The 22,593-nt window shown below is 34.8% G+C and carries 18 protein-coding genes; 7 read left to right on the forward strand and 11 right to left on the reverse strand.

Annotated features, from left to right (window positions below; genetic code table 11):
* Window positions 1-5: 5 nt before the first annotated feature.
* Entirely contained in the window at window positions 6-614 is a 609-nt protein-coding gene (locus H0V01_04630) for a threonylcarbamoyl-AMP synthase (protein MBA2582657.1), read from the forward strand.
* Between the two features lie 54 nt (window positions 615-668).
* Here H0V01_04630 and H0V01_04635 read toward each other — a convergent pair whose 3' ends face one another.
* Window positions 669-1,385, reverse strand: a complete 717-nt coding sequence (locus tag H0V01_04635; GenBank protein MBA2582658.1) for an SOS response-associated peptidase — start codon at window positions 1,383-1,385, stop codon at window positions 669-671.
* Between the two features lie 238 nt (window positions 1,386-1,623).
* Here H0V01_04635 and H0V01_04640 point away from each other — a divergent pair, with 238 nt between their 5' ends.
* Window positions 1,624-3,054 carry a PQQ-dependent sugar dehydrogenase gene (locus tag H0V01_04640; protein MBA2582659.1) on the forward strand — a complete coding sequence of 477 codons (1,431 nt, stop codon included), beginning with the start codon at window positions 1,624-1,626 and terminating at the stop codon, window positions 3,052-3,054.
* Window positions 3,055-3,090: 36 nt separating this feature from the next.
* On the opposite strand, the gene H0V01_04645 is transcribed toward H0V01_04640, so the two are convergent.
* Complete coding sequence (locus H0V01_04645; protein MBA2582660.1) at window positions 3,091-5,568, reverse strand: TonB-dependent receptor; 2,478 nt, start codon at window positions 5,566-5,568, stop codon at window positions 3,091-3,093.
* Window positions 5,569-5,983: 415 nt separating this feature from the next.
* Here H0V01_04645 and H0V01_04650 point away from each other — a divergent pair, with 415 nt between their 5' ends.
* Together H0V01_04650 and H0V01_04655 are read left to right on the forward strand one after the other, a co-directional pair.
* The gene (locus tag H0V01_04650; GenBank protein ID MBA2582661.1) at window positions 5,984-6,151 is read left to right on the forward strand and encodes a transposase; all 168 of its coding nucleotides are present in this window, start codon (window positions 5,984-5,986) and stop codon (window positions 6,149-6,151) included.
* Between the two features lie 291 nt (window positions 6,152-6,442).
* Complete coding sequence (locus H0V01_04655; protein ID MBA2582662.1) at window positions 6,443-7,735, forward strand: NAD(P)/FAD-dependent oxidoreductase; 1,293 nt, start codon at window positions 6,443-6,445, stop codon at window positions 7,733-7,735.
* Between the two features lie 974 nt (window positions 7,736-8,709).
* Here H0V01_04655 and H0V01_04660 read toward each other — a convergent pair.
* The 6 genes from H0V01_04660 to H0V01_04685 all read right to left on the reverse strand — a co-directional run bounded on the left by H0V01_04660 (window position 8,710) and on the right by H0V01_04685 (window position 14,645).
* The gene (locus H0V01_04660; GenBank protein MBA2582663.1) at window positions 8,710-8,997 is read right to left on the reverse strand and encodes a hypothetical protein; all 288 of its coding nucleotides are present in this window, start codon (window positions 8,995-8,997) and stop codon (window positions 8,710-8,712) included.
* A 158-nt stretch (window positions 8,998-9,155) separates the two neighbouring features.
* Window positions 9,156-9,812: a hypothetical protein gene (locus H0V01_04665; GenBank protein ID MBA2582664.1), complete on the reverse strand. Its 657-nt coding sequence runs from the start codon at window positions 9,810-9,812 to the stop codon at window positions 9,156-9,158.
* 85 nt (window positions 9,813-9,897) lie between these two features.
* The gene (locus tag H0V01_04670; protein MBA2582665.1) at window positions 9,898-10,578 is read right to left on the reverse strand and encodes an inorganic pyrophosphatase; all 681 of its coding nucleotides are present in this window, start codon (window positions 10,576-10,578) and stop codon (window positions 9,898-9,900) included.
* A complete protein-coding gene (gene hutH, locus H0V01_04675; GenBank protein MBA2582666.1) occupies window positions 10,571-12,073 on the reverse strand; it encodes a histidine ammonia-lyase in 1,503 nt (500 codons plus the stop codon). Before hutH ends, H0V01_04670 begins: the two co-directional genes overlap by 8 nt.
* Window positions 12,074-12,089: 16 nt before the next feature.
* Window positions 12,090-13,133 carry a hypothetical protein gene (locus H0V01_04680; GenBank protein ID MBA2582667.1) on the reverse strand — a complete coding sequence of 348 codons (1,044 nt, stop codon included), beginning with the start codon at window positions 13,131-13,133 and terminating at the stop codon, window positions 12,090-12,092.
* A gap of 36 nt (window positions 13,134-13,169) precedes the next feature.
* Complete coding sequence (locus H0V01_04685) at window positions 13,170-14,645, reverse strand: histidine--tRNA ligase (protein ID MBA2582668.1); 1,476 nt, start codon at window positions 14,643-14,645, stop codon at window positions 13,170-13,172.
* 282 nt (window positions 14,646-14,927) lie between these two features.
* Between H0V01_04685 and H0V01_04690 the strand changes: the two genes are divergently transcribed.
* Window positions 14,928-15,101 carry a hypothetical protein gene (locus tag H0V01_04690; GenBank protein ID MBA2582669.1) on the forward strand — a complete coding sequence of 58 codons (174 nt, stop codon included), beginning with the start codon at window positions 14,928-14,930 and terminating at the stop codon, window positions 15,099-15,101.
* A gap of 237 nt (window positions 15,102-15,338) precedes the next feature.
* Here H0V01_04690 and H0V01_04695 read toward each other — a convergent pair whose 3' ends face one another.
* From H0V01_04695 to H0V01_04705, 3 genes are all read right to left on the reverse strand, one after another.
* Complete coding sequence (locus H0V01_04695) at window positions 15,339-16,787, reverse strand: T9SS type A sorting domain-containing protein (GenBank protein MBA2582670.1); 1,449 nt, start codon at window positions 16,785-16,787, stop codon at window positions 15,339-15,341.
* A gap of 335 nt (window positions 16,788-17,122) precedes the next feature.
* A complete protein-coding gene (locus H0V01_04700; protein MBA2582671.1) occupies window positions 17,123-18,322 on the reverse strand; it encodes an RsmB/NOP family class I SAM-dependent RNA methyltransferase in 1,200 nt (399 codons plus the stop codon).
* Between the two features lie 108 nt (window positions 18,323-18,430).
* On the reverse strand, window positions 18,431-20,191 hold the full coding sequence (locus H0V01_04705) for a DUF885 domain-containing protein (protein MBA2582672.1): 1,761 nt from the start codon (window positions 20,189-20,191) through the stop codon (window positions 18,431-18,433).
* Window positions 20,192-20,497: 306 nt separating this feature from the next.
* Here H0V01_04705 and H0V01_04710 point away from each other — a divergent pair, with 306 nt between their 5' ends.
* Together H0V01_04710 and H0V01_04715 are read left to right on the forward strand one after the other, a co-directional pair.
* Window positions 20,498-21,709 (forward strand): amidohydrolase family protein, encoded by a 1,212-nt coding sequence (locus H0V01_04710; protein MBA2582673.1) that lies wholly within the window; start codon window positions 20,498-20,500, stop codon window positions 21,707-21,709.
* A 646-nt stretch (window positions 21,710-22,355) separates the two neighbouring features.
* Window positions 22,356-22,593 (forward strand): hypothetical protein (locus H0V01_04715; GenBank protein MBA2582674.1); only part of this gene is annotated, 238 nt, incomplete at its 3' end.

The following is a 22,593-nucleotide window of genomic DNA, read 5'->3' on the forward strand; positions in this document are numbered from 1 at the left end:
TTAATATGCTTTTAAAAATCCATCCTGATAATCCTGCACCAAGACACATTAAAATGGTTGTAGACTGTATTAAAAGCGGTGGAGTTATTATTTACCCCACTGATACTGTGTATGGATTTGCCTGCGATATGAATAATATGAAAGCGGCAGAGCGTATTTGTAAGATAAAAGGCCTGAAACCGGAAAAAGCGAATTTTTCATTTATTTTTTATGATCTAAGCCATCTTTCTGATTATACCATGCAAATTGATAACATTACTTTTAAGTTGTTAAAAAAAGTTCTTCCAGGGCCATTTACCTTTATTCTTAATGCAAATAATAAAGTTCCAAAATTGTTTAAAAGCAAGAAAAAGACAATTGGTATACGTATTCCTGATAATAAAATCCCGGGAGAGATTGTGAAAGAACTCAATAATCCTATTATCTCAACTTCAGTTTACGATCCGGATGAAATTATTGAATATACCACGGATCCCGAGCTTATTTATGAAAGGTATAAAAATCAGGTAGATATGGTGATTGATGGGGGATATGGGCACAATGTAGCATCAACAATTGTAGATTGCACTGAAGGGGAACCTGTTATTCTAAGACAGGGAATAGGAGAATTGTAATTGCTCTTTTTTTAACCGGAGTTCGATTTTTATTCTCTCCTTCTAAAAGCGTTTTTAAACTAATTCAACATATTTATACTCTTCCTGAACACCAGGAACGTTAGATAATTCAGTTCTTGAGGTAATAAGCCTGCTTACAGTATGCGCTTTCATGAGCTTAGCATCAAAAGGAATACAGAATGCCATTACATCTTCTTGGGAAATGTTGGGATTTAACCAGTCCGATTCGAGATGTTCGGGTAATATAACAGGCATTCTTTGTTTTGTATTGTGAATTTTAGTCAGTAAAGGATTGGCCTGGGTTGTTAATATTGAAAAAGTCTTTATTAATTCACCCGTTTCTTTATCAAGCCATTCTTCCCATATTCCAGCAAAAGAAAAAAAATCGTCTTGTTCAGGATAAATAAAAAAGGGATATTTTTTATTGTTCAGGGTTTGCCATTCAAAAAAACCTGTTGAGGGAACAATGCAACGGTTCTTTTTAGCGGCAACTCGAAAAGAAGGTTTTTCAAATACCGTTTCTGACCTTGCATTCAAAGTATTTAACTTTATTTCTGTGGCTTGTCCTTTTGATTTTACCCAACTTGGAATAAGTCCCCAGTCAAAAAGTTGAATGCAGTCTTTTTTATCATAGGTAATAACGGGCCATTTGGGAAAATTAAAGCCATTCCCATGATATATAGGAACAAAAATTTCAGCATTTAGAAAATTTGCCTTATACCTGTTTTGAATTACTTTGGCTTTTTTATGTATAGAATTATGAAAACACATTGTATTTTAAACTAGATCTGTTCTTTAGTTAGTGTAACAAGAGAAATTTTAATTTCAGATGCTCGTTTTTTAAATTTTATTATTAAGGATGTATTGCCAAAGCCAAACATAGTAATTTTTTCCTTTCATAGCCAAAGTGGGTTTACATTTCATGTTTTTCAGATTTTTAAAAGTGAAAATTATTTCCTATCTTCTTATCTAAATAAACAGTTGAAAAAAATACTAAATACTGGCCAAAATGAAGCGTTTTATTGGAACATCCGTATTATTCATAGTACTATTTACCTTTAGCGTGCAAGCTCAAATTAACCTTGTGGCTTTAGCAACCGGGTTCAATAAACCTGTAAGTATTTCCCATGCAAATGACAATCGCTTGTTTGTGGTGGAAAAAGATGGGCGAATTGTAATTGTAGATACAATTGGTAACTTAAATGCCGGTTACTTTCTTGATATAAATTCCAAAGTAAATTCATCAGGAGGAGAACAGGGATTACTTGGTCTTGCATTTCATCCTGATTATGCATCCAACGGATATTTTTATGTTAATTATACTGATAATTCTGACAGTACCTGTATTTCTCGCTTTACCGTAAATAGTCTTGATTCTCAAAGTGCTGATGTAAACAGCGAAACAATAATTATGAAAATTCATCAACCATTTACCAATCATAACGGAGGAGATATTAAATTTGGACCTGATGGATACCTGTATATTGGTGTTGGCGATGGAGGAGGCTCGGGGGACCCTTTTAACAATGCCCAAAATCCGTTGGTATTGTTGGGAAAAATACTCCGAATAGATATAAATCAGGGACAAGCTTATTCAATACCAACTACAAATCCTTTTGTTGCAAGTCCTGATACTTTAGATGAGATATGGGCACTTGGATTACGCAATCCCTGGCGCATAAGTTTTGACAGGCTGAGCAATGATTTTTGGATCGCTGATGTAGGTCAAAACACGGAGGAAGAAATAAACATGCAATTGGCTTCCAGCCAGGGAGGGGAGAACTACGGCTGGCGGTGTTACGAGGGAAACCTTACATTCAATCCTTCCGGTTGTGGTCTTGCATCAGATTATTTTTATCCTGTTTTTACCTATCCTAACACAGGATTTTTAAATGATTGTTCAGTTACCGGAGGTTATGTTTATAGAGGTATAAAATATCCCGATTTTAATGGGCATTATTTTTATGCAGATTACTGCAGCGGCAAAATTTGGTCAATATCAGATAGTAGCGGCACATTGAAAAATCATTTTTATGGGGAATTTAGCAAAAGTTTAAGCACTTTTGGAGAAGACTCAAAGGGGGAATTATATGTGGCTTCCTTAAATCAGGGTGTAGTATATAAATTAGAAAGTAATATTTCTTCTCAAACTCAAAATCAGAAAAAAAAAAATTCGGTAATAAGCCTATTTCCAAATCCAGTAATTGATCAACTCAATTTTTCTTTAACAACTGATTTCAGCAATAACACAGATTTATCCTTTACTTTATTTGATTTAACGGGTAAAATATTAATTTCATTTAACCTGAAACAAAAAGAAAACTTAGATTATAACTTTTCTCTTAATGACTGGAATATTCAACCGGGATGTTATTTTTATCAACTTCAAAAAGGCAGTGAGAAATTGGCCTATGGAAAATTAATTTTTGTGAGCAAATAGAACATGAACTATTTAGTTGAGTCATAAAACATTTCATCAGAAAGATCCTCCATCTTCTTTTTTCAGGTCATCACTTTTATTTTCCTTACGGCCTTTACGGGATGTATTCTTGGTTTCTATCTTTCCAAACTTGTAACTAAAAGTAAGGCTTACTGCGCGAATTGGAACAATATTGGTGTTTTTCTGGTAAAAATTTTCTCCCCTTAATTCGGTTACGAATTTCAGTTTGCCGTTAATGGGGTTCATAACAACCAGGCCTATACTTCCTTTCTTTTTCCACAATTCTTTTTTTGCTCCAAAAGTTGACATGGAAAATGAAGGAACCTTACCCTGCAAGGTTATTCGTGGAGAATTAAACATTAAAAATGCTTCCCCAAAGTATCCTTTCCCGAAATCATAGCTTAAGTTAATGTTCATGTTGTATTGCAACCCTGAATTGCTTATAGACTTGCCTTCTACCACTCCGCTTTGAATCATGTAATTGGTGTTTACTGATCCTCGTGCAGTAAGTTTTTTAGCAATTGTCATTTGTCCAAATAAATTAATCCCGTTGGAATTACTTGTGCCTATATTATAAAACGTGTTGTAAGTAACTCCGGATGAATCAACACCAACAAAACTCTGAATTGCATTGGTTGTATATTTGTTAAAAGCGGAAATGGTTAGGCTGAATTTTTTGGTAAAAGCAGCATAACCCAATTCGAAATTATGTGTTAATTCAGGCGTCAGTAAAGGGTTGCCATAAGAGATGTTTTTGGGATCACCTGCATTAATAAATGGATTAAGAAAATTCAAACCAGGCCTTTGAATTCGTTGTGAATAATTAAAACGTAAACTTGAGGTTTGCTTTAATGTCCTGGAAACAGAAATAGAGGGAATAATATTTCCATATTCATTTTTTATTTTAGAGTCTCCATCATCATTAAAAGTGCCATTAATCAAAGTATATTCATAGCGGCCTCCTGCCTTTAACTCATATTTTTCTTTAAATTTAAAACCCATTTGTGCATATGTTGAATACACATCCTGCTGGTAAAGAAAGCTGTTTGATCTATTGTAATTAATTTCATATGAATCAGATGAATTATTGAAAATTTCATAGGTGTAATCACTGGTTATTGTACGGTTTATGGATTTAACACCCACTTCCAGTAAGGTTTTTTCTTTTAATGGATGGCTGTAATCCAACTGGCCCGAAAACTCATTGTTAAAACCATTGTTAAAACTCCGCTCATTTAAACTGCTGTATTGCCCTGTTTGCATAAGGGTATAATTATCCTCCTTAATGTTGTTGTTATAAAGCAACGAAGCAAAAAATTCTTTTTTAGGGTTTGCAAAAGTTTTACGGTAATCCAGATTGCAGTCAATTGACTTGGAACCCGAGGGGTTTGTTGTGCTCCTCTGGTATTCCTGTTTATAGGCAAGTGCAGGGTCGTCAAAAGCAACATGGACATCGTTGTCCCTGTTGAATCCGAAGGTAGCTACTCTTATTCCTGAAGCAATACTGTTATAGGCATTAATATCATAATCTGCATTCAAAAAAGCATTTGTTCCTTTTCTTAATACCTGGAAATCGCCTGTTTGGGTTAGGGTTCGTGTTTGATCACCCGTGTATTCTTCTCGGTAAAATTCCGTTGAGCCATTGGGTGGAAGACCATAATGGCTATTTACTCCGGAATTCAGGTTAAACCTTCCCTTTTTAAGTCCTATGTTTGCATTCAAACTATTTCTTCTATTCCCTGCTGTTGCATTGATATTTCCTGTTACTCCCTCTATGTTATTTTTTTTTGTGATAATGTTAATTATTCCCGCAGTTCCTTCGGCATCGTATTTTGCAGATGGACTTGTTATTACTTCTACACTTTTTATCTGGTCAGCAGGAATCATTTTTAGCGCATCTGCCGCGTTGTTTGCCATCATTCCTGAAGGTTTGCCATTAATAAGTATTCTCACATTTGAATTCCCCCTTAATTGAACATTCCCATCCATATCCACCGAAACCATTGGCACCTTACTTAAAACTTCTGAAGCATCACCGGCCTGGGAGGTAATGTCTTTGTCGGCATTATATACAATCTTATCCACCTTGCTTTCCAGTACTGAAGCCTCTGCCTCTATTTCTATCCCTTTCAAAGAAAACACTGTTGGGCTAAGAAAAACTTTTCCAATACTAAAGTCCGGTTTTTCAGGTGTTGTTTTTAATGAATCGATGGACTTTTTTTCATAGCCCATAAATGAAAAATTCACAACATAAATTCCAGGAGCAATATTCTCCAGCTTGAAATTTCCTTTTCCATCTGTGATTGTTCCATTTATAATTTTTCCTGAAATCAATTCATTTATTGAAACGGCTGCAAACTCAACCGGCTGTTTTGATTTTTCATCAATAAGGGTTCCTGATATTTTACCAATGGTAAGGGGGGCCTGAGATCCTTTAGAATTGGGGTTTTGGCCAATTGTTAATTGGGTGATAAGAAAAAGAAATATGATGATATAAATGCGCAAAAAAGACATGGTGTGTTTGGTTGGAAATTTTTATGCAAATTTATGTATAATTAAATCTATTCTTTTTACCATTCATCATAATTTTAAATTTTAACCGGCAAACTTTGGTTATTCATTCATCAAAGCTTCCAATACTTTCAGCAAATTCGCTGTACGGCTAAGCTGAAGCGAAAGCCTGAGGGGCAGGGATTAGTGTGGAAACCAGCCGGTAACTTGTAGTTAACCTTGCAGCATGCCATGTAAGAAAAATATAAAACACATTGTAATGGATTCGCTAATTTTCCATTCTGACCGTGGGATAGAATTTGCCTGTAAAACTTTTTGCAAACATATTAAATGGAAATAAATTTGTTACAAGAAGCATAAGTAGAAAGGGGAACTGTTGGGATAATGCAGTTGCAGAAGTTACTTTAAATCATTTTATATTGAATGGGTTTACACAAAGAAATATGCTTCTGGAGAAGATGCTCAATTATCTATATTTGAATGGATAGAATATTGGTACAACACAAGGAGAAGGCATTCTGCCTTAGGATATTTGACAATTAATGAGTTTGAAAATCAACTAAGTAAACAAAACATTGCTGCATAGCTTAACATTATGTCCGGTTTTATAGTTGCATATCCACTTTGTTTAGGCCTAGTCCTAATGGTTTTTATGTGTGCTTGCCGGGTGCGTTTTTTTTAGTGTCTTTGGCAAAAATTAAATCTTTTCAGGCCGAGTTTCGTGCCTTCTTGTTTTGCTGGTCCAAAACAGGTTTTATAATGGAAGTGAATTTTTAAATTAGACTGTATTTATCTACACAAATAACATCTATTTTAAAGGATATGCCTAATCTGTAATTAATCCTTAAATTTAAATTAAAATTTTGAAACTAAAAAAATGAGCAATATTGAATTACCCCTACTGCTTCCCGAGAGCAAATTAAAAAGAATTGTAATTGCAGGAGGCGGCTTTGGAGGATTACAATTGTGTAAAGAGCTAAGAGGGCAAAATTATGAAGTTGTTTTAATAGACCGGCATAACTACCATACTTTCCAGCCCTTATTGTACCAGGTGGCAACCGCAGGGCTGGAGCCGGATTCCATTGCTTATCCTTTCAGGAAACTTTTTAAACATTATCCCAATTTTTATTTCCGCCTGGCAGAAATAGAGAAGATCGATCATCAGCAAAACAGCATTGTTACCGATATAGGCATTTTGGAATATGATATTCTTATTTTGGCAACAGGAAGCACAACCAATTTTTACGGGATTGAAGGCGTAAAAAAGTATGCTTTCCCTATGAAAACCATTCCCCAGGCACTGGACCTTCGCAGTATAATTTTACAAAATTTTGAACAGGCCCTGCCAATAACAAATGAGTTGTTATTAAATGAACAAATCAATGTTGTTATTGTAGGTGGAGGCCCTACTGGCGTAGAAATGTCAGGTGCTTTGGGAGAATTAAAAAACAATGTTTTTCCAATTGATTATCCCGAAATAGACCTTTCCATGATGCAGGTATATTTAGTAGAGGCAGGCGAAAGGCTGCTTTCAGGAATGTCAAAACAAGCTTCAGCTAAAGCCCTAAAATACCTGGAAGATTTCGGAATAAATGTGATGCGCTCTTCCAGTGTTAAGGATTTTGATGGAAAAACAGTTTTATTGAGTGATGGAAAAACCCTTTCTGCCAAAACGCTTATTTGGGCAGCAGGGGTAAAGGGAAATATTCCTGAGGGCTTGCCGGAGCAGCAGGTAACAAAAACAAGCCGCCTAAAGGTGGACAGATATTGCAAAGTGCAAGAGTTTGAAAATATTTTTGCAATTGGTGACCTGGCCTATATGGAGGAGGAAAAATACCCTGGGGGGCATCCCATGGTAGCACCCGTGGCAATTCAACAAGCAAATTTTTTAATCAAACATTTCAACAGGCTTAAAAACAATTCAAAAACGACTCCCTTTTGCTATAAGGATAAAGGAAAAATGGCAACCATAGGGCGCAATAAAGCAGTTGTAGATATGAAAGGCTTTAAATTCCAGGGAATTTTTGCCTGGTTTGTTTGGATGTTCGTGCATTTAATGTCATTGGTTGGTTTTAGAAACAGGGTGGTAGTGCTTATTGATTGGTTTTATAATTACATTTCTTATGACCAGGCCTTGAGGCTGATTATTCGGCCGTTTAAGCGGAGATGAAGCTTAAAAAAAAATTATTTTCACTTTCATATTTGGTGACAAACTTTTAATTATGGCAGGTCTTTGCATTGGCAATGAAGAATTGGTCGAAGCTATCCTTCTTTTACTTTAATAAGACCAGGGAGAAGTTCCTTTAAAATTTTCTCCTTTATATGATTTACCAATTTCTTTAAAAATAAGTATGTATTGTCGGGAGCGCTTAAAACAAACACAGTCAGGGTATATTTATGGAAATCTACTGATGTTGTAAATTTTTGTAAAATCTCATTAATGCTAAGAAATTATATTCCAACATAAGTTTTAATAATTCACCATTGGTTTTGCCACTCCAGCCTTTTTATGGTATAAATTTCAAATTCCAGAAAGTCCTGTTTTAGTCTCTTTGGGTAGGTTCTCGTCAAGCAGCAGTTTCATAATTTTTATGATATCTATAGACTGCAATCTCTATTACAGCTATAGTTTGTTCTTTTGTAATAGATGGGAAATATTCCAAAAAACTGTCTAGGGTTTCACCTCTTTCTATAGTCAAAGAGAGATTCCAATCGTAATTCTTGTGTTTTTTAACACAAGTTGGCCTCCTAATATTTCCTGATTTCAGTGGGCATAGTTTCTCACTACGACCGAAAACTCAGGTAGCTTCAGCAACTCTTTGCAGAAATTTAATTTACTTTAATAGAGCTCAAAACCTTATCAATTTAATCAGCCTTAGTAGACAATAACACATCGTTTTTAAAACCCTATTACCCTGTTTAATGTCATTTTTCAAGTGAGTAAAAACAAAAAGGTAATAAGGTTATATTGCTGCTGACATAACATTTCTACTAAGGTTAAAGAAAAGCTATAAGGGTAAAAATGAATAAGCAAAAATTTAATTTTTCCCACGTTGGGCGTAGTTTCCAACTACGACCGAAAACTCTGGTAGCTTTCAGCAACTCTTTCAGAAATTTAATTAGCTATAATAGAGCTCAAAAACCTTACAATTTAAACAACCTTAGTAGAAAATAACACAATCGTTTTATATCCTTATTAATATCCTCAAATATATCTTGATAACAATTTCCGGCACCTTGTAAATTAATGTTTCTTCTGAAGTAAAAAATTTCCTGATTTCCGTCAATCTCAACTGAATCCATTATTGTTGAATGGAGGGTTTTCCCGTCATTTTCTATAAAATAGGAAGTCTGGTCTTTGGGAAACATCTGCCAGTTTTGACCAAAAAGGCAGAAAGGAAATAAAAACACTACAAACAGGATTTTTTTCATGTTTTTCGGGGGTTGATTAGATCAAATATACAATAATAAAGGAGAGGATGATTACACTTACTTAATTCAGAAAAAAACAGTTTTGAAATTGCCTATTGTGCTTGAGACTTAATCTTTAGGACAATGCTTTTTTTAAAAAAACAAACGAAATATAAAAATTAATTCCCCAACTCCCTGTTTATAACCTCATTGATAAAACTGGCATTGTTTAGTACCATAAAATGAGTACCTCCAGGCACAGCAATGGCATTGTATAAATTTTTAATGGGAATTACTCTGTCACTTGTTCCCTGGATATGGATGATATTTACACCCTCACAAGAGCCCGATTGGCATGACCAGCTAACAATCAAATTAATTGCGCGTTTGATGTATTTATTTGGGCATGACAGTAGCATTTCAAAAAGCAAATCCTTGTCTTGTCTGGAATGCCTTCCCAATGTATTTTTCACCGTTTTGGAAAGTATTATAAAAAACCATTCGGGAAAAAATTTGTGGATAGGAAAATAGCGGAACATTTTTATAAAAAATGGCATTTCATCCACTCCTTTTGCGCTTGAGATAATAACAGTTTTTACTGGCTTTAAAAATTTTGAAATTTCAATGGCACACATTCCTCCAAAAGAAACGCCTAAAAGATAAAATGGTTCGGAAATATCTATTTGCTCAGCAAGTTTCTTAGCATAAGAAGCCATAGTATCCTTTTTTAAGGGGACTTCCCATTTAATAACTTTTAGTTCTGCATCCTTTATCTTTAGGTTAGAAAATAACCTTTCATCAGTAGCTAAGCCAGGAATTAAATAAATTTTTTTCATTTTTGATTGTTGTGACTAAATCAATGTCAAACTATTTAAACGAAAATATTTCTAAAATCATACCCTAAAATAGTAATTCACTGTATTAGCTCAAAAACTCTTTTGAAAGTACTTCTTCTAAATTTCCATACTCTTTATGATAATCGATCCGGCTTCTGCGTATAACCTCAAGGGCTTCTTCCCTGCCATAGGTATGGGTAATTTCACAGCGTTTACTTTCAATACCAGGAATATCTTTGTATGTTAAAAAGTAATGTTCCAGCCTTTTTACCATGGACTTAGGAAGTTTAGAAATGTCATCCCATGCCTCATACACTTCATCACCTTTCATTACCGCAATTATTTTATCGTCAGCCTCTCCCCCATCAATCATTCTAAAACCACCAATCGGAATTGCCTGCACAAGTATATTTCCATTGGTAATATTTCTTTCTGTCATAATACATATATCCAAAGGATCCTTATCCCCTACTATTCCCTTACGGTTTGTTTTTTCAGCGCAAAAAAGTGCTACCTGTTCCGCGCAATAGGTTTGTGGAATAAAGCCATACAATGCCGGAATAATATTGGAAAACTTTTGTGGACGATCAATTTTTAAGAAACCTGAAACTTTATCAATTTCATATTTAACCGTATCGGTAGGCACTATTTCAATAAAAGCGGTAACTATATTGGGTGCATCAGCTCCAATACTTACACCATGCCAGGGATGGGATTTATATCTTAATCCTAAAATTTCCCAAATTCTATCTTTGTAATCACTCATCTTTGCCTGGTAATTTAACTGTTTGAATAAAATTAATACTATTTTTAATTTCTTTATACATTAACTTATCTTCATTTAAAAAATCAATTGTTTGCCTGAATTCTCCCACAAATTTTTCAATAAATTGAGATGATTTAATTGGTTTTCTTAGATCAAGGGCTTGTGCAGCATTAAATAATTCAATTGCCAATATCCTTTCCACATTGTATACAACCCTATATGCTTTAGTTGCAGAATTTGCCCCCATACTCACATGATCTTCCTGCCCATTTGAGGAATCAATGGTATCAACTGATGCAGGAGTGCATAATTGCTTGTTTTGACTTACAATGGATGCGGCAGTATATTGAGGAATCATAAACCCGGAATTAAGGCCAGGATTTGCAATTAAAAAGGGTGGCAATCCTCTTTGGCCCGAAATAAGTTTAAAGGTTCTACGCTCGGAAATGCTTCCTAATTCAGCCAGTGCAATGGCAAGGAAGTCCAATGATAATGCCAGAGGCTGTCCGTGAAAGTTTCCAGCGGAAATAATAAGGTCATTTTCCGGAAAAATTGTTGGGTTATCTGTAACTGAATTTATTTCCGTTAAAAACACTCCTGCTACGTAATCGAACAAATCCTTAGAAGCTCCATGAACCTGAGGAATGCAACGGAAAGAATAAGGATCCTGAACATGGGTTTTTGGCCTTTTTATTAGCTCACTTCCTTCAAGATAACTGCTTATTTTCTTTGCTGTTTCTTGTTGTCCTTTATGTGGTCTTATTTGATGAACCAGCACATTAAAAGGTTCTATTCTTCCATCGTATGCATCAAGTGAAACTGCAGCTATAATATCAGCTAATTGAGATAATCGGAAAGTTTTTAAAATGATGTGAACACTATAAGCACTCATAAACTGTGTGCCATTTAACAAAGCTAGCCCTTCCTTTGATTTTAAATGAATTGGACTTAATTGCAGGTCTTTGTATAACTCCTGGGTCTGTATCCTGTTTCCTTTGTAACTAACCTCTCCTTCTCCAATTAAAGGCAGGCATAAATGTGCAAGTGGAGCTAAATCGCCTGAAGCACCAAGAGAACCTAGTTGATAAACTATAGGAAGAATGTTATTGTTATAGAAATAGACTAAACGATTTACAGTTTCCAATTGAACTCCTGAATTTCCGTAAGATAAAGCCTGAATTTTCAGAAGCAGCATAAGCTTTACGATTTCTTCTGGAACCTCCTCCCCTGTTCCACATGCATGCGACTTTACAAGATTTTGTTGCAATGTTTCTAGGTCATGCTCAGAAATTGAATGGCTGTATAAAGATCCAAAACCTGTGTTAATACCATAAATTGGTTTTTTTTCAGATGCTATTTTTTTATCAAGATATTCCCGGCAATGGTTTATTTTGGAAATGGATTCAGGGGAAAGTTCAAGCTGAAAATCCCCCCTGATAATTTTATCCAGGACTGAGAATTCCAACTTCCCTGAAGTAATGTAATGTGTTTGCATAGTTAAATTAACTGTTTTATTGCATTTGTTGTTTTAATCGCTCATTGTCACTAATTCGCGCCCTTATTTGATGCGAATGCCTCAATGATTTCTTATTGTTAAATTGTGTATAAGACTTTTTTGACCATTCCAGAGCTTCCTCTAGTTGGCCTGCCACTTCATAACCAATGGCCATGTTATGGGTGCTTCTTCTGGCAATTTTCTTATCCTGGCTCCTTGATAACTTTAACCAGATTTCCCTGGCGGCATCCCAATCCTGAGTCCTTGCCATTCTGCCTGCAATTTTAAGACTTGGGGAACCCTTTGTATAATATTCCCTGTGAACCCAAACCCATTGAGGAGAAATTCTATATCCATAAACACTACCTGCATTAAATGCAGCTTTATTGATTGCATCCCTGCCGTTTATAAGGGCTGCTGTTGCAAGTTGTTGAGTAGTTCCCCTTCCGCCAAAATCAAGGTAAGATTCTCCCCTGAACTCATCCACAATTCTCTTATTCTGATAATCGTAAATTCTCCATCCTGCTGTTACCATCATTCTTAGGTTGGCTACCTGTTCAATTACGTCTGTGCTAACACCCTCTTTATTTGTCACTTTACGTGTTCCGGTTGTAAAAGACAAGACAGATTTTGTATCAAAAACTTCCAGTACAATTAAAGCTTCTGCTCCGTTTTCGATGCAAATTTTCTCAATTTGTTCCCAGGAAAGCGGAGCGGCAAATACCCCTGTTCCTGTTCCCCTTAAATCCAAACCAGCCGGCTCTGTTATAATATACCGGGGAGTTTTTAGAAGTGCATCTTTTAATCCGTTAAGACAGCTTTTACCTGCTTCCTTATCCGTCAACAAACCCACTCCACCGCTTAATATGCCATCCAGTACACTTGTTAAAATGTTTTCCTGGGAGGGCTTATGGCGGTGAACCACAGCAAGTTTTTCAAAATGATGCGGCATATTAATATCTGCGGGCTGCAATACTGAAATACGCAGGGATGTGGTACAAGACTGAAGGATTATTAACAATACTAAAAAGAAAATTACTTTCAGATAATCAGCTTTCATAAAAAGGATTTTTTTAGAGTTTAAGATTGGAGGATATTAAGGGTTCGTTTTTAATAAATTAATTATTTCACTAACTGTTAGTTTCTGCTGCTCACCACTTATCATGTTCTTTAATGTGATTGTATTACTTTTAATTTCTTCAGAACCAACAATAGCTACAAAGGGAATTTTTTTGCTATCAGCATAACTCATTTGTTTTTTCATTTTGGCCTGGTCCGGATAAATTTCAGCGTTTATTCCAGCTGCTCTCACTTTTCTTAAAACAGAAAGACAAAATTTCTCTTCATTTTCCCCGAAATTAACAAACAACAATTTAGTTGTTTCTCCACTAAAATCAGGAAAAAGTCCTATCTCTTCCATTACATCATAGGTTCGGTCCGCTCCAAAAGATATGCCAACTCCTGAAACGCCAGGCAATCCAAAGTTTCCCGTTAAATCATCATACCTTCCTCCACCACAAATACTGCCCTTAAAATCACTTCTTTTATCGTTCACTTTAACTTCAAAAATAGCACCGGTGTAATAATTTAATCCCCGGGCCAATGTTACATCAAACTCAAGTACAGCATGGGGTAAACCAGATGTCAAAACAGAATTTTGTTTGTTCTCATCTTGTAAAATTTCAAGCGAGCGATTGAAAATATATTCCAGTTCCTCAATACCTTTCAGGCCAGTAGGGGAAGAATTTAAAAACTCTTTTAAAAAATCAATCCTTTGAGAGTGCGTTCCCGATAAACTCATTAGTGGTTTAAGCTGGTCAATTGCATTTTGCGCTATTCCCTTTTCAAGCAGCTCTTCATTTACTTTTTCAAGGCCAATTTTATCTAATTTATCAATAGCAACTGTAATATCAATGATTTTTTCCGGTTCACCAATAATTTCTGCAATTCCGGTAAGAATTTTACGGTTATTCACTTTTATGGTAACACCAATTCCAAGGCGAGCATACACTTCATCCATTATTTGAACAAGTTCAACCTCATTTAAAAGCGAATCACTCCCTATTATATCAGCATCGCACTGAAAAAACTCTCTGTAACGTCCTTTTTGGGGCCTGTCTGCTCTCCAAACCGGTTGTATCTGGTATCTTTTAAAAGGAAAAGTAATTTCATTCCGGTGCTGAACTATGTACCTGGCAAAAGGCACAGTAAGATCATAACGCAAAGCTTTTTCGGCAATATCTTTTAAAATTACTTTGGATGGAAGAATTGAATCTGCAGCAACCTCTTTGATTGCAGTTGAATTTTCAATTACAGACTGCAAAGTTTCTTTAGGAATTTGAACTTTGGATAAAAAATCCCCTGAATTTAAGATTTTAAAAATCAGTTGATCACCCTCCTCACCATATTTTCCTGTTAATGTGGAAAGATTCTCCATGGAAGGAGTTTCAATGGGCATGAATCCAAAAAGCTGGTAAACTGTTCGAATAGTATCAAAAATATAATTTCTCCTGACCATTTGTTCAGGAGAAAAATCACGTGTTCCTTTTGGTATGGATGGTTTTTGGGCCATTTATTTATGTTTAAAACTTTCAAAGTTAATGAATTCATCAAGTTATTTAAAGGAATTATCCAAGGATAATGTAAAAGGTGACTAAAAATTTTGCGTTTTTTGAATGATATGGTAAAAAAACTTTGTGGGCAAGAAATTATGGAAGCTAGGGTTCAACTAAAAATTAAATGAATTAGGTTTGAAAATCTCGCTGAAATTAATTGAAATATAAGTAAATACAAGAAAAATTACAATTGAATTTCCGGCACAAAATTTTCTTATTTAACTATAAAATCAAAAAAAATGGCTAAATACGGTAAAAAAGCACAGGAGAAAGTTGAAAAAGCAATGCATGAAATGAAGCGCGGAGAGTTAAAATCAGGATCAGGAAAGAAAGTTAAAAGCAAAAAACAAGCAATAGCAATAGGCCTTTCAGAAGCAAAAAAGGAAGGCGGAAAAGTTCCTTCAAAAAAGTAAAAATGCTTAAAAACCTGATCGGTTCTGCGTTAACCCTAATGCTAATTATTTTTTTCCGTTTATCATTATGGGTATATGATTCTAGAATTTATAGGATTGGAATTTAATAGTTTGCTAAGGCAAAGTTTCAACCTTTTTTGGTAAATTCCTTTGATGGTTTAAAGAATTCTATTTGCAATCAATCTAATTCAATGAATATTTAAGCGCTGAAGAATTAAGGGCGTCTTGACCGGCTATCTATTTTAGAATAACTTTCCCGGATTTAATAACCTGGTTTTCATTTCTAAAGCTGTAAAAGTATATTCCTCTTTCAAGAGATCCTACATGAACAAATGAAAGCATTGCTTTTAATTCCTGTTCCAATACTTTTCTACCCATAATATCATGCAAATCAAACATTAAAGGCAAAGTTAAATCTGTAGCCTTTAGCCAAATATGTTCTGTGGCTGGATTGGGATATAATTCTGGATTTTTATCTCTTGCATGTTCAGGCGCATCCAGGGCAATAAAGGGTGAACCATATGTTTGTACACCTTTTTTGTAGTAAATTAGCTTTTGTTCATTTATATTAAAGTTATAATAGCAAGAATAAAATGGGCCACCCAATCCTTTAACATAGAAATCATTGTTCATACATCCTGAAAAAATTATTTCTTTCCAGCAAGAATCTGATTCATTGCTTAAACCGAATAACGGAGTTTTTTGAAGGCGTGAATAATTTTTCATGGAAATTTCGCCTAATTCTGTTCCTTCCAAAAATGGTTCTAAAGGAAAATGGTCAAATAGAGGAAAAGGTTTAATGACTTTTATTAATGTATCGTGCGTGAATGATTGCACCTTATCTCCCATGTAATAATTTAATTCTTTGGCCCTCCGTGTTTCAACTTTATAAACAATTGAATCCTGAAAATCATATCTCTCTAAATACTTTTCAATGGTTTTAATTGTAGTAGAATAGGAAAAGCTACCATTATAGACCCCATTGTTATAGTACTCTGAATGTATTTCATCTCCTATTTGAAAATCATGAACCTGAAACCAAAGTAAATTTTGAATCCCAACCTGGGGGTCAGAAAGCCCTATAAGAGCATATTCCTGAAGTAAATCAATATAAAAAGGACTGAAGGAATACAGATGCGGGAACAAATTAAAGTTTAAGACTTTAACCCAACCATGGTTTTTGCTCAAAATGATCGTTTTGTTATTCAAATCATGATTCATTGGAACCATTGCCTTATCATACACTTTGAATTCGATTGTTTTGGTGGAATCTGATACCCCTACAAATGAAGAAAGTGTGATTTGTATAACTTTTGCGGTAATTACAATAGAATCCTGTATTTGGAATGCAGTCCAGGTTTCATTTAAACTGGCAATGGTCTTAATTTTTACAGTATCCTTGTCTTTATTAAAATATAAATTATACCCATCATTTTTTACAATCACCATACTGCCTAACCAAGATGGACCATAGGGTGTAAAACATTCACCATCAAAATTAATGTTGGGGGCCGGAAAAAAAATCGAGTCTGTTTGGGGCAATACCGAATCAATCCTGATACACCTAACATCTTTATTTGAATCTTCAAAATATCCAATTCTATTAGACAAAACAGTTTGATAATTCTGTGCAATCAAAAGCATTGCATTGAACAAAAAAAGAAAAATCAGGATTGCTGTTTTCATTGCATATATATTATAATTTGAATAAACAGATTATGTTTATTCATTCAAATATAATTAATTTTTAAGCTTTTTCCTGGATTCTTATTTTAAAACTATAAGCAATACTCCCAGTAATAAAAATACGCTTTTATGAGAAGTAGAAAAAAAAGTAATTTTTAAAAATGAAGTTTTATTCTTTTTCAAGATTGAATTGCCCAGGCATTAAGCATGAAGGGAAATTTGAAGGCTTTTATCGGGAAAATTAGCTCTTTTTATTTATTGTTGCAATTGGAATCACCTCCATGCAATAATCAGGGGATTTTACCCTATTATTATAAACAGAAATAAAATTACGACTATACCAACTTAATCATCCTTGCCACAAACAAAGAATCGGCCCTGTTTTCAAAACCCTGTATCACTTGCATTTGATCAAGCTTTAGATTTAAATTCTCGCATAAGTAATTAACTACATCCTCGTTTTCTGCTTTGAATATTGAGCAAGTTATGTAAATCAAAAATTTATTTGGTTTAAGGGAAGGAAGAACAGCCGTGGCAATTCTTTTTTGTTTTTGCTGAAAATTCAAAATTTCATCGGCTTTAAAAAGACTAAGCATTTCCGGTGTGCGTCCCCATGTTCCAGAACCCGAACAGGGAGCATCTACGATAACACCATCCAGGTTTTTACCGGGTAAGGCAGCTGGGCCGAAAAAATCATAAACAGCGGCTTGGTATTGATTTAATCTGGCAGCTTTAAACCTGACTTTCAAATTGTCCATGATCTGTGGCCTTACATCGGTTGCCAAAAGTTTCACGCTTGGCTCCTTATCAAGTAACATGATGCTTTTCCCTCCTGACCCAGCGCAACAATCCCACCAACGTGAATCTTTTGCCGGATTTAAAAAATCGCCTGTTAGCTGTGATGACAAATCCTGCACTTCGTACAATCCCTTGTTTTTGCTTTCAAGGTGGTCAAGTTTTGTGGCAATTTCAAGCCCTATGGTTTGCGGATGTTCGGGAAAAACTTCAAAAGGAATTTCTTTTTTCTTCAGTTCTTCTTTAACTATGTCCTGGAATCCTCTTTTGGTTCTTATCCAAAGTTTTGGACGGATGAAAAACGACCTGTAAAACTCCTCTTTTTCAATACCTTCAGATAATTCAACATCCAAAGGAAACACATCGGCTAAATTAAATGAATCGTAATTTTGTTTAAGAATATCAATTTTCTCAACAAGGGGTTTTGTTAACATTTCATCTGAAAACCAGGGTAAAAACGAAAATAGGATTTTGAAAATTTCAGAATTTTCATTTTCACACAAAAAACTTCCAATGGCCATTCTTTCCTGCGAATCAAGGTAGGTTAAAATTTTTCCTAACCTGAAATAATTATAAAGCAGAGAAGATGCTATTTTCCTGTCCTTTGAACCCATTTGCTTGTTCTCCCTGAAGTATCCCTGTAAAAAAACATGTAAAGGTAAAACACCGGTATGGCCTCCGGCCTTATGCAGGTACAGTTCAAGAATTTTTGTTGCAATTTGTATTTGACGTGCGCGCATACTGTTTTTTATACTGGTTAAAATTTTATTTGTATAGATCTGAGGTTTTTTGGCAGGAAAAAGACAATTGCACCAACAGCTAACCCTATAATGGATATTTAAATAATGCTACTCAACGAGCATTAACTCCCTTACATACTTAACAGGTGCACTTCCATAACTAAGGAACTGCTCGTGAAACTGTTTTAAATTAAAGTTATTGGCCTTTTTCTTTTTGAGTTCTTCTCTAAAATCATAAATTTCAGTATATCCAGTAAAATAACTGCAAAGCTGGACTTGGGAAAGCGTGGCCCTTTTCCATTTTCCTCTAGCCTCAGTTTCTTCTTGAAATGCCTCGTTCATTAAAAGGTTTAAAGCCTGATCTTGTGTAAAATCAAGTACATGAATACTGTAATCCAAAATGGTGTTGCACACTACTCTTAAATGCCACTTGTTGTACATAAGCCAAAGCTCGGGCTCAAAATTACCATAGCCTTCCTCCAACATCATCCTTTCGGTGTAAACTGCCCAACCCTCAATCATTGCGCCATTACCTAAAATACTTTTAATCATGCTTTTTGATTGGTTACTGTAAACAAGCTGAAGGTAATGTCCGGGAATGGCTTCGTGAATGTTCAATACTTGCAAAATATAATGGTTATATTCCCTGAGATAGCTTTCAGCCTGTTTTTCGTTGTAATTGGTTAAAGGAGTTACATTGTAATAGGTATCTCCATCCACATCATAAGGTCCGGGGGATGATATTGAAGCACCTGCAACCCCTGCCATATATTCAGGAGTTTTGCGAACTACCAAGGGTTTGGAAGGATCAAGATAAACAATGTTTTTTTCACGAATAAAGGTTTCAAGTTCAGGGATTTGCTGTTCAATTGCGGAAATAAAAGAATCGCGATGTACATGGTTTTTGGCAATTTCATCAATCAGCATTTTAACAATAGCCTGCTCATTTTCGGGTTGCTTTTTATCCTTAAAATATTTTGGCCACAATTCTTTGGAAAGCTTAATCATTTCATCATTTAATTCAGCCTTTCTTTTTAATGCTTTTTTGTAAATTTCTTCAGCGGTATAGGCGGAATGAATTTCAAAAGCGAACTTTTCTTCAAAAAGCTTTTTTCCAATTCTGAAATTTCTTGAATTTGATGCCTTTAACTTAGGCAACAAATCTTTTTCAAGGTAATTTATGTAATTTTGAATTGCAGCAATTGAAATGTTTAGAGAGGCTTCGTAGCTTTGCAATTCATGGATTCCGATTTTAGCCTGGTTTAATGAATCCCGAATTATAGTATTAAAATAATTTATAGTTCCCCTGCCCTGTTCTATGGCAAGTTCGGTATGTTCAATTGTAGGGTTTTCAATATTTTGAATTGCGCTTTCATAATAAGCAGGTACATTTCTCATTCGTGCTTGTATCCTCCTCGCTTTTTCCTCCAGATTTATTTTCTTGTTTCCCAAAATTTTTGCAAAACCACCCGCTACATTATAAGATGAAGGGTTCCATTGATATTCTTTGAATTTTTCAATTCTCCAGGATGATTTCTCCAACTGGTTTTTTATTAAATGATAGTCGGTCCTGTTTGATGGGGAAAGCAAAGCAGGATCATAGCTTTTTAAAGAATCAAGATAAGAAGCTAAAAAAGCTATTTCTTCCATCCTGTTTGACTCATTAGGAATGGATAACACAGTATCATATTTTTCATAGCCAACATAAGTTGCCCATCCTGGAGAAGATTCCCATAGCGCCTCGATGAAGTTTGTTTTATAGTTTTCAAAAGCAAGATCTTGCTGATCGGGATTGTTTTGGGAAGTTTTCATATCTGAAGAACAGGATACAATAAACAAGGCTAAAATAAAAGTACAAATATTTCTCATGGATTTTTTTTTGTTGAATCCTGAATTTTAAAGGATCCTGGAATTGAAAATTTTGCTCAAAAATACGATTCCCAAATTTAATAAGTCCAATTAACCGTGAAATTATTTCTGCTTAAATTTTATTAAATTTAATGGATGGAAGATAGACTTTGGAAAACCAGGTTGAAAAAAATTTTATTTGATGCTTTTTCAAGGTTCAAAATAAAATGATTTTCAGGCCTCCATTAACTTATAAAAGTCAGAATTAAACGATACTAAAGAATAGGCAAGAGCATAAAATAAAACTTAATAAACCTTTATATTATTATGGCAAAAAGAAAAGATGCAGTATTTCCCTGGTTAACTAAAATAGCAGGCAATTATAATGAAGAGCTTCAATATGATGATTTAAAAGACAGGACAAAATATTATATAAAAGAGGCCTTCAAAGGGATTCCTGAAGGAGATTTCAGGGATTATCACTGCCATATTCTTGGATTAGGAACAGGGAAATCGGGTAATTACATTAATCCAAAAATGACCTCCTGGATATTGCCTTTTAAGCATTTAAAATTCAATGTTTTTGCCAATGCCGCAGGCGTGAAAAATATTAAAAAAAGCGATCAGCAGTATGTTGAACGATTAATTACGCTGGCTTATCAAATTCCTGGCAAATTTGCATTGCTTGCCTTGGATAAATTTTACCGCAGAGATGGTTCTGTAAACACTTCCAACACAATGGCGTATGTGCCCAACAGGTTGGTTTATGAAATAAGCAAGCAGTTCCCCAATCATTTTTTCCCTTGTGCCTCCATTCATCCCTACAGAAAAAATGCAATAAACCAATTAGAAAAATGGGCTGAACTGGGAGTAAAGCAGATTAAATGGTTGCCCAATTCAATGGGAATGGACCCTTCGGATAAAAAATGCACGGAATTTTACAGGAAAATGGTTGAATTGGATTTGGTTCTGTTAACCCATACCGGAAAAGAAGAGGCAATACCAGTTTGGGGTTTCCAGCATTTGGGAAATCCCTTGCTTTACAGAAGGCCCTTGGATATGGGAGTAAAAATAATAATGGCCCATTGCGCGGGTTTAGGCCGCAATAGCGATTTAGACAGAAAACCTTCCATAAGAGAGAAAAATTATAAGCTTTTTCTCCGGCTTATGGCAGAGGAGCAATACAAGGGGAATTTATTTGGAGACATTTCGGCAATGACCCAGATTAATCGATTGGGAGCTCCGTTAAGGGCCATTTTAAAAAGAACAAAGATACACCACAGGTTAATTAATGGAAGTGATTATCCTTTACCAGCAGTTAATTCCTTAATATGGACACGGGCATTGGTAAAAATGGGGTATTTAGACAAAGAGGACAGAAAACCCTTAAATGAAATTTATAAATACAATCCTTTGCTTTTTGATTTTGTGCTCAAACGCAATATTCATCACCCAACTACAGGAGATAAATTTGACACGGCTGTTTTTAGAACAAATTATTTGATTGAGCATGTTTCGGCAAAAGTCCATTACGAATGATTGCAATAGGGTTTGTAATGGCTTATCCCTTAACTGGTTTTACATCAATTTTCTAATATAATAAATACGTTTTCTGGGGAGTTTTATTGTAAATCTAAGATTATGGCACACCTAATTGGAATAAAATAAAGGGATCAATAGAGAATAAAACCCATTTTACAAGTGACAACAAACAAATTGTGAAAACTCAATCCAATCTGGACAAGGAGAGGGTTATGGCTGACCCCGCTTTTGAAAACTCACGAAAGTGTATTTCTTAGTTTGGTGTTTGTTCTCTTGATGCTTCTAAATTAAGGAAAAGCCTATGCCCGGGTCAAAAAGATTATGGGGAACTTGGAACAGGTTAGTTGGAACCGTACAGGAAATGAATATTATATATTAAAATTTTCTCCATTTTTATAGCTGACATAGTGAGTCTTGTTTATGTTATGGTCATATGCAAAAAGGACTCATCTCTTTTAATCCTTTTTTCATTCGTAGATCCTTAAGTCTATTGCCAAATTTTTTCTGATCTCCTTTTTTTAATGGAATTTAGAGTTCAGAATCATTTCTCTGAACACCTTGTAATTACAGATAAAAGTTTTTATTTTATATAAAAAATTAATTAATGATCTAATTTTTATATAATTGTAAAAAATAAGATATTATGACTCTTCAAAAAATCTCTGCAAAAAATAATATTTGTACACTTTATTTTTTGCAATTTAAAACAATGGCAATTGTTTTTCCTTTCTTTTTATTTAACTGTATTACAACAGCACAAGGACAAGTACAAGGACAGGGCAACCCAGGTCCGTTTTTTCAGTTTGGTGGGAACAATTCATCCAATAATGAAAGACTTGGGCTAAAATCAAATTCAAATCTTTCATTAATTACTTCTGATT

It is taken from the genome of Bacteroidota bacterium (genome assembly GCA_013696965.1).
Classification (GTDB): domain Bacteria; phylum Bacteroidota; class Bacteroidia; order JACCXN01; family JACCXN01; genus JACCXN01.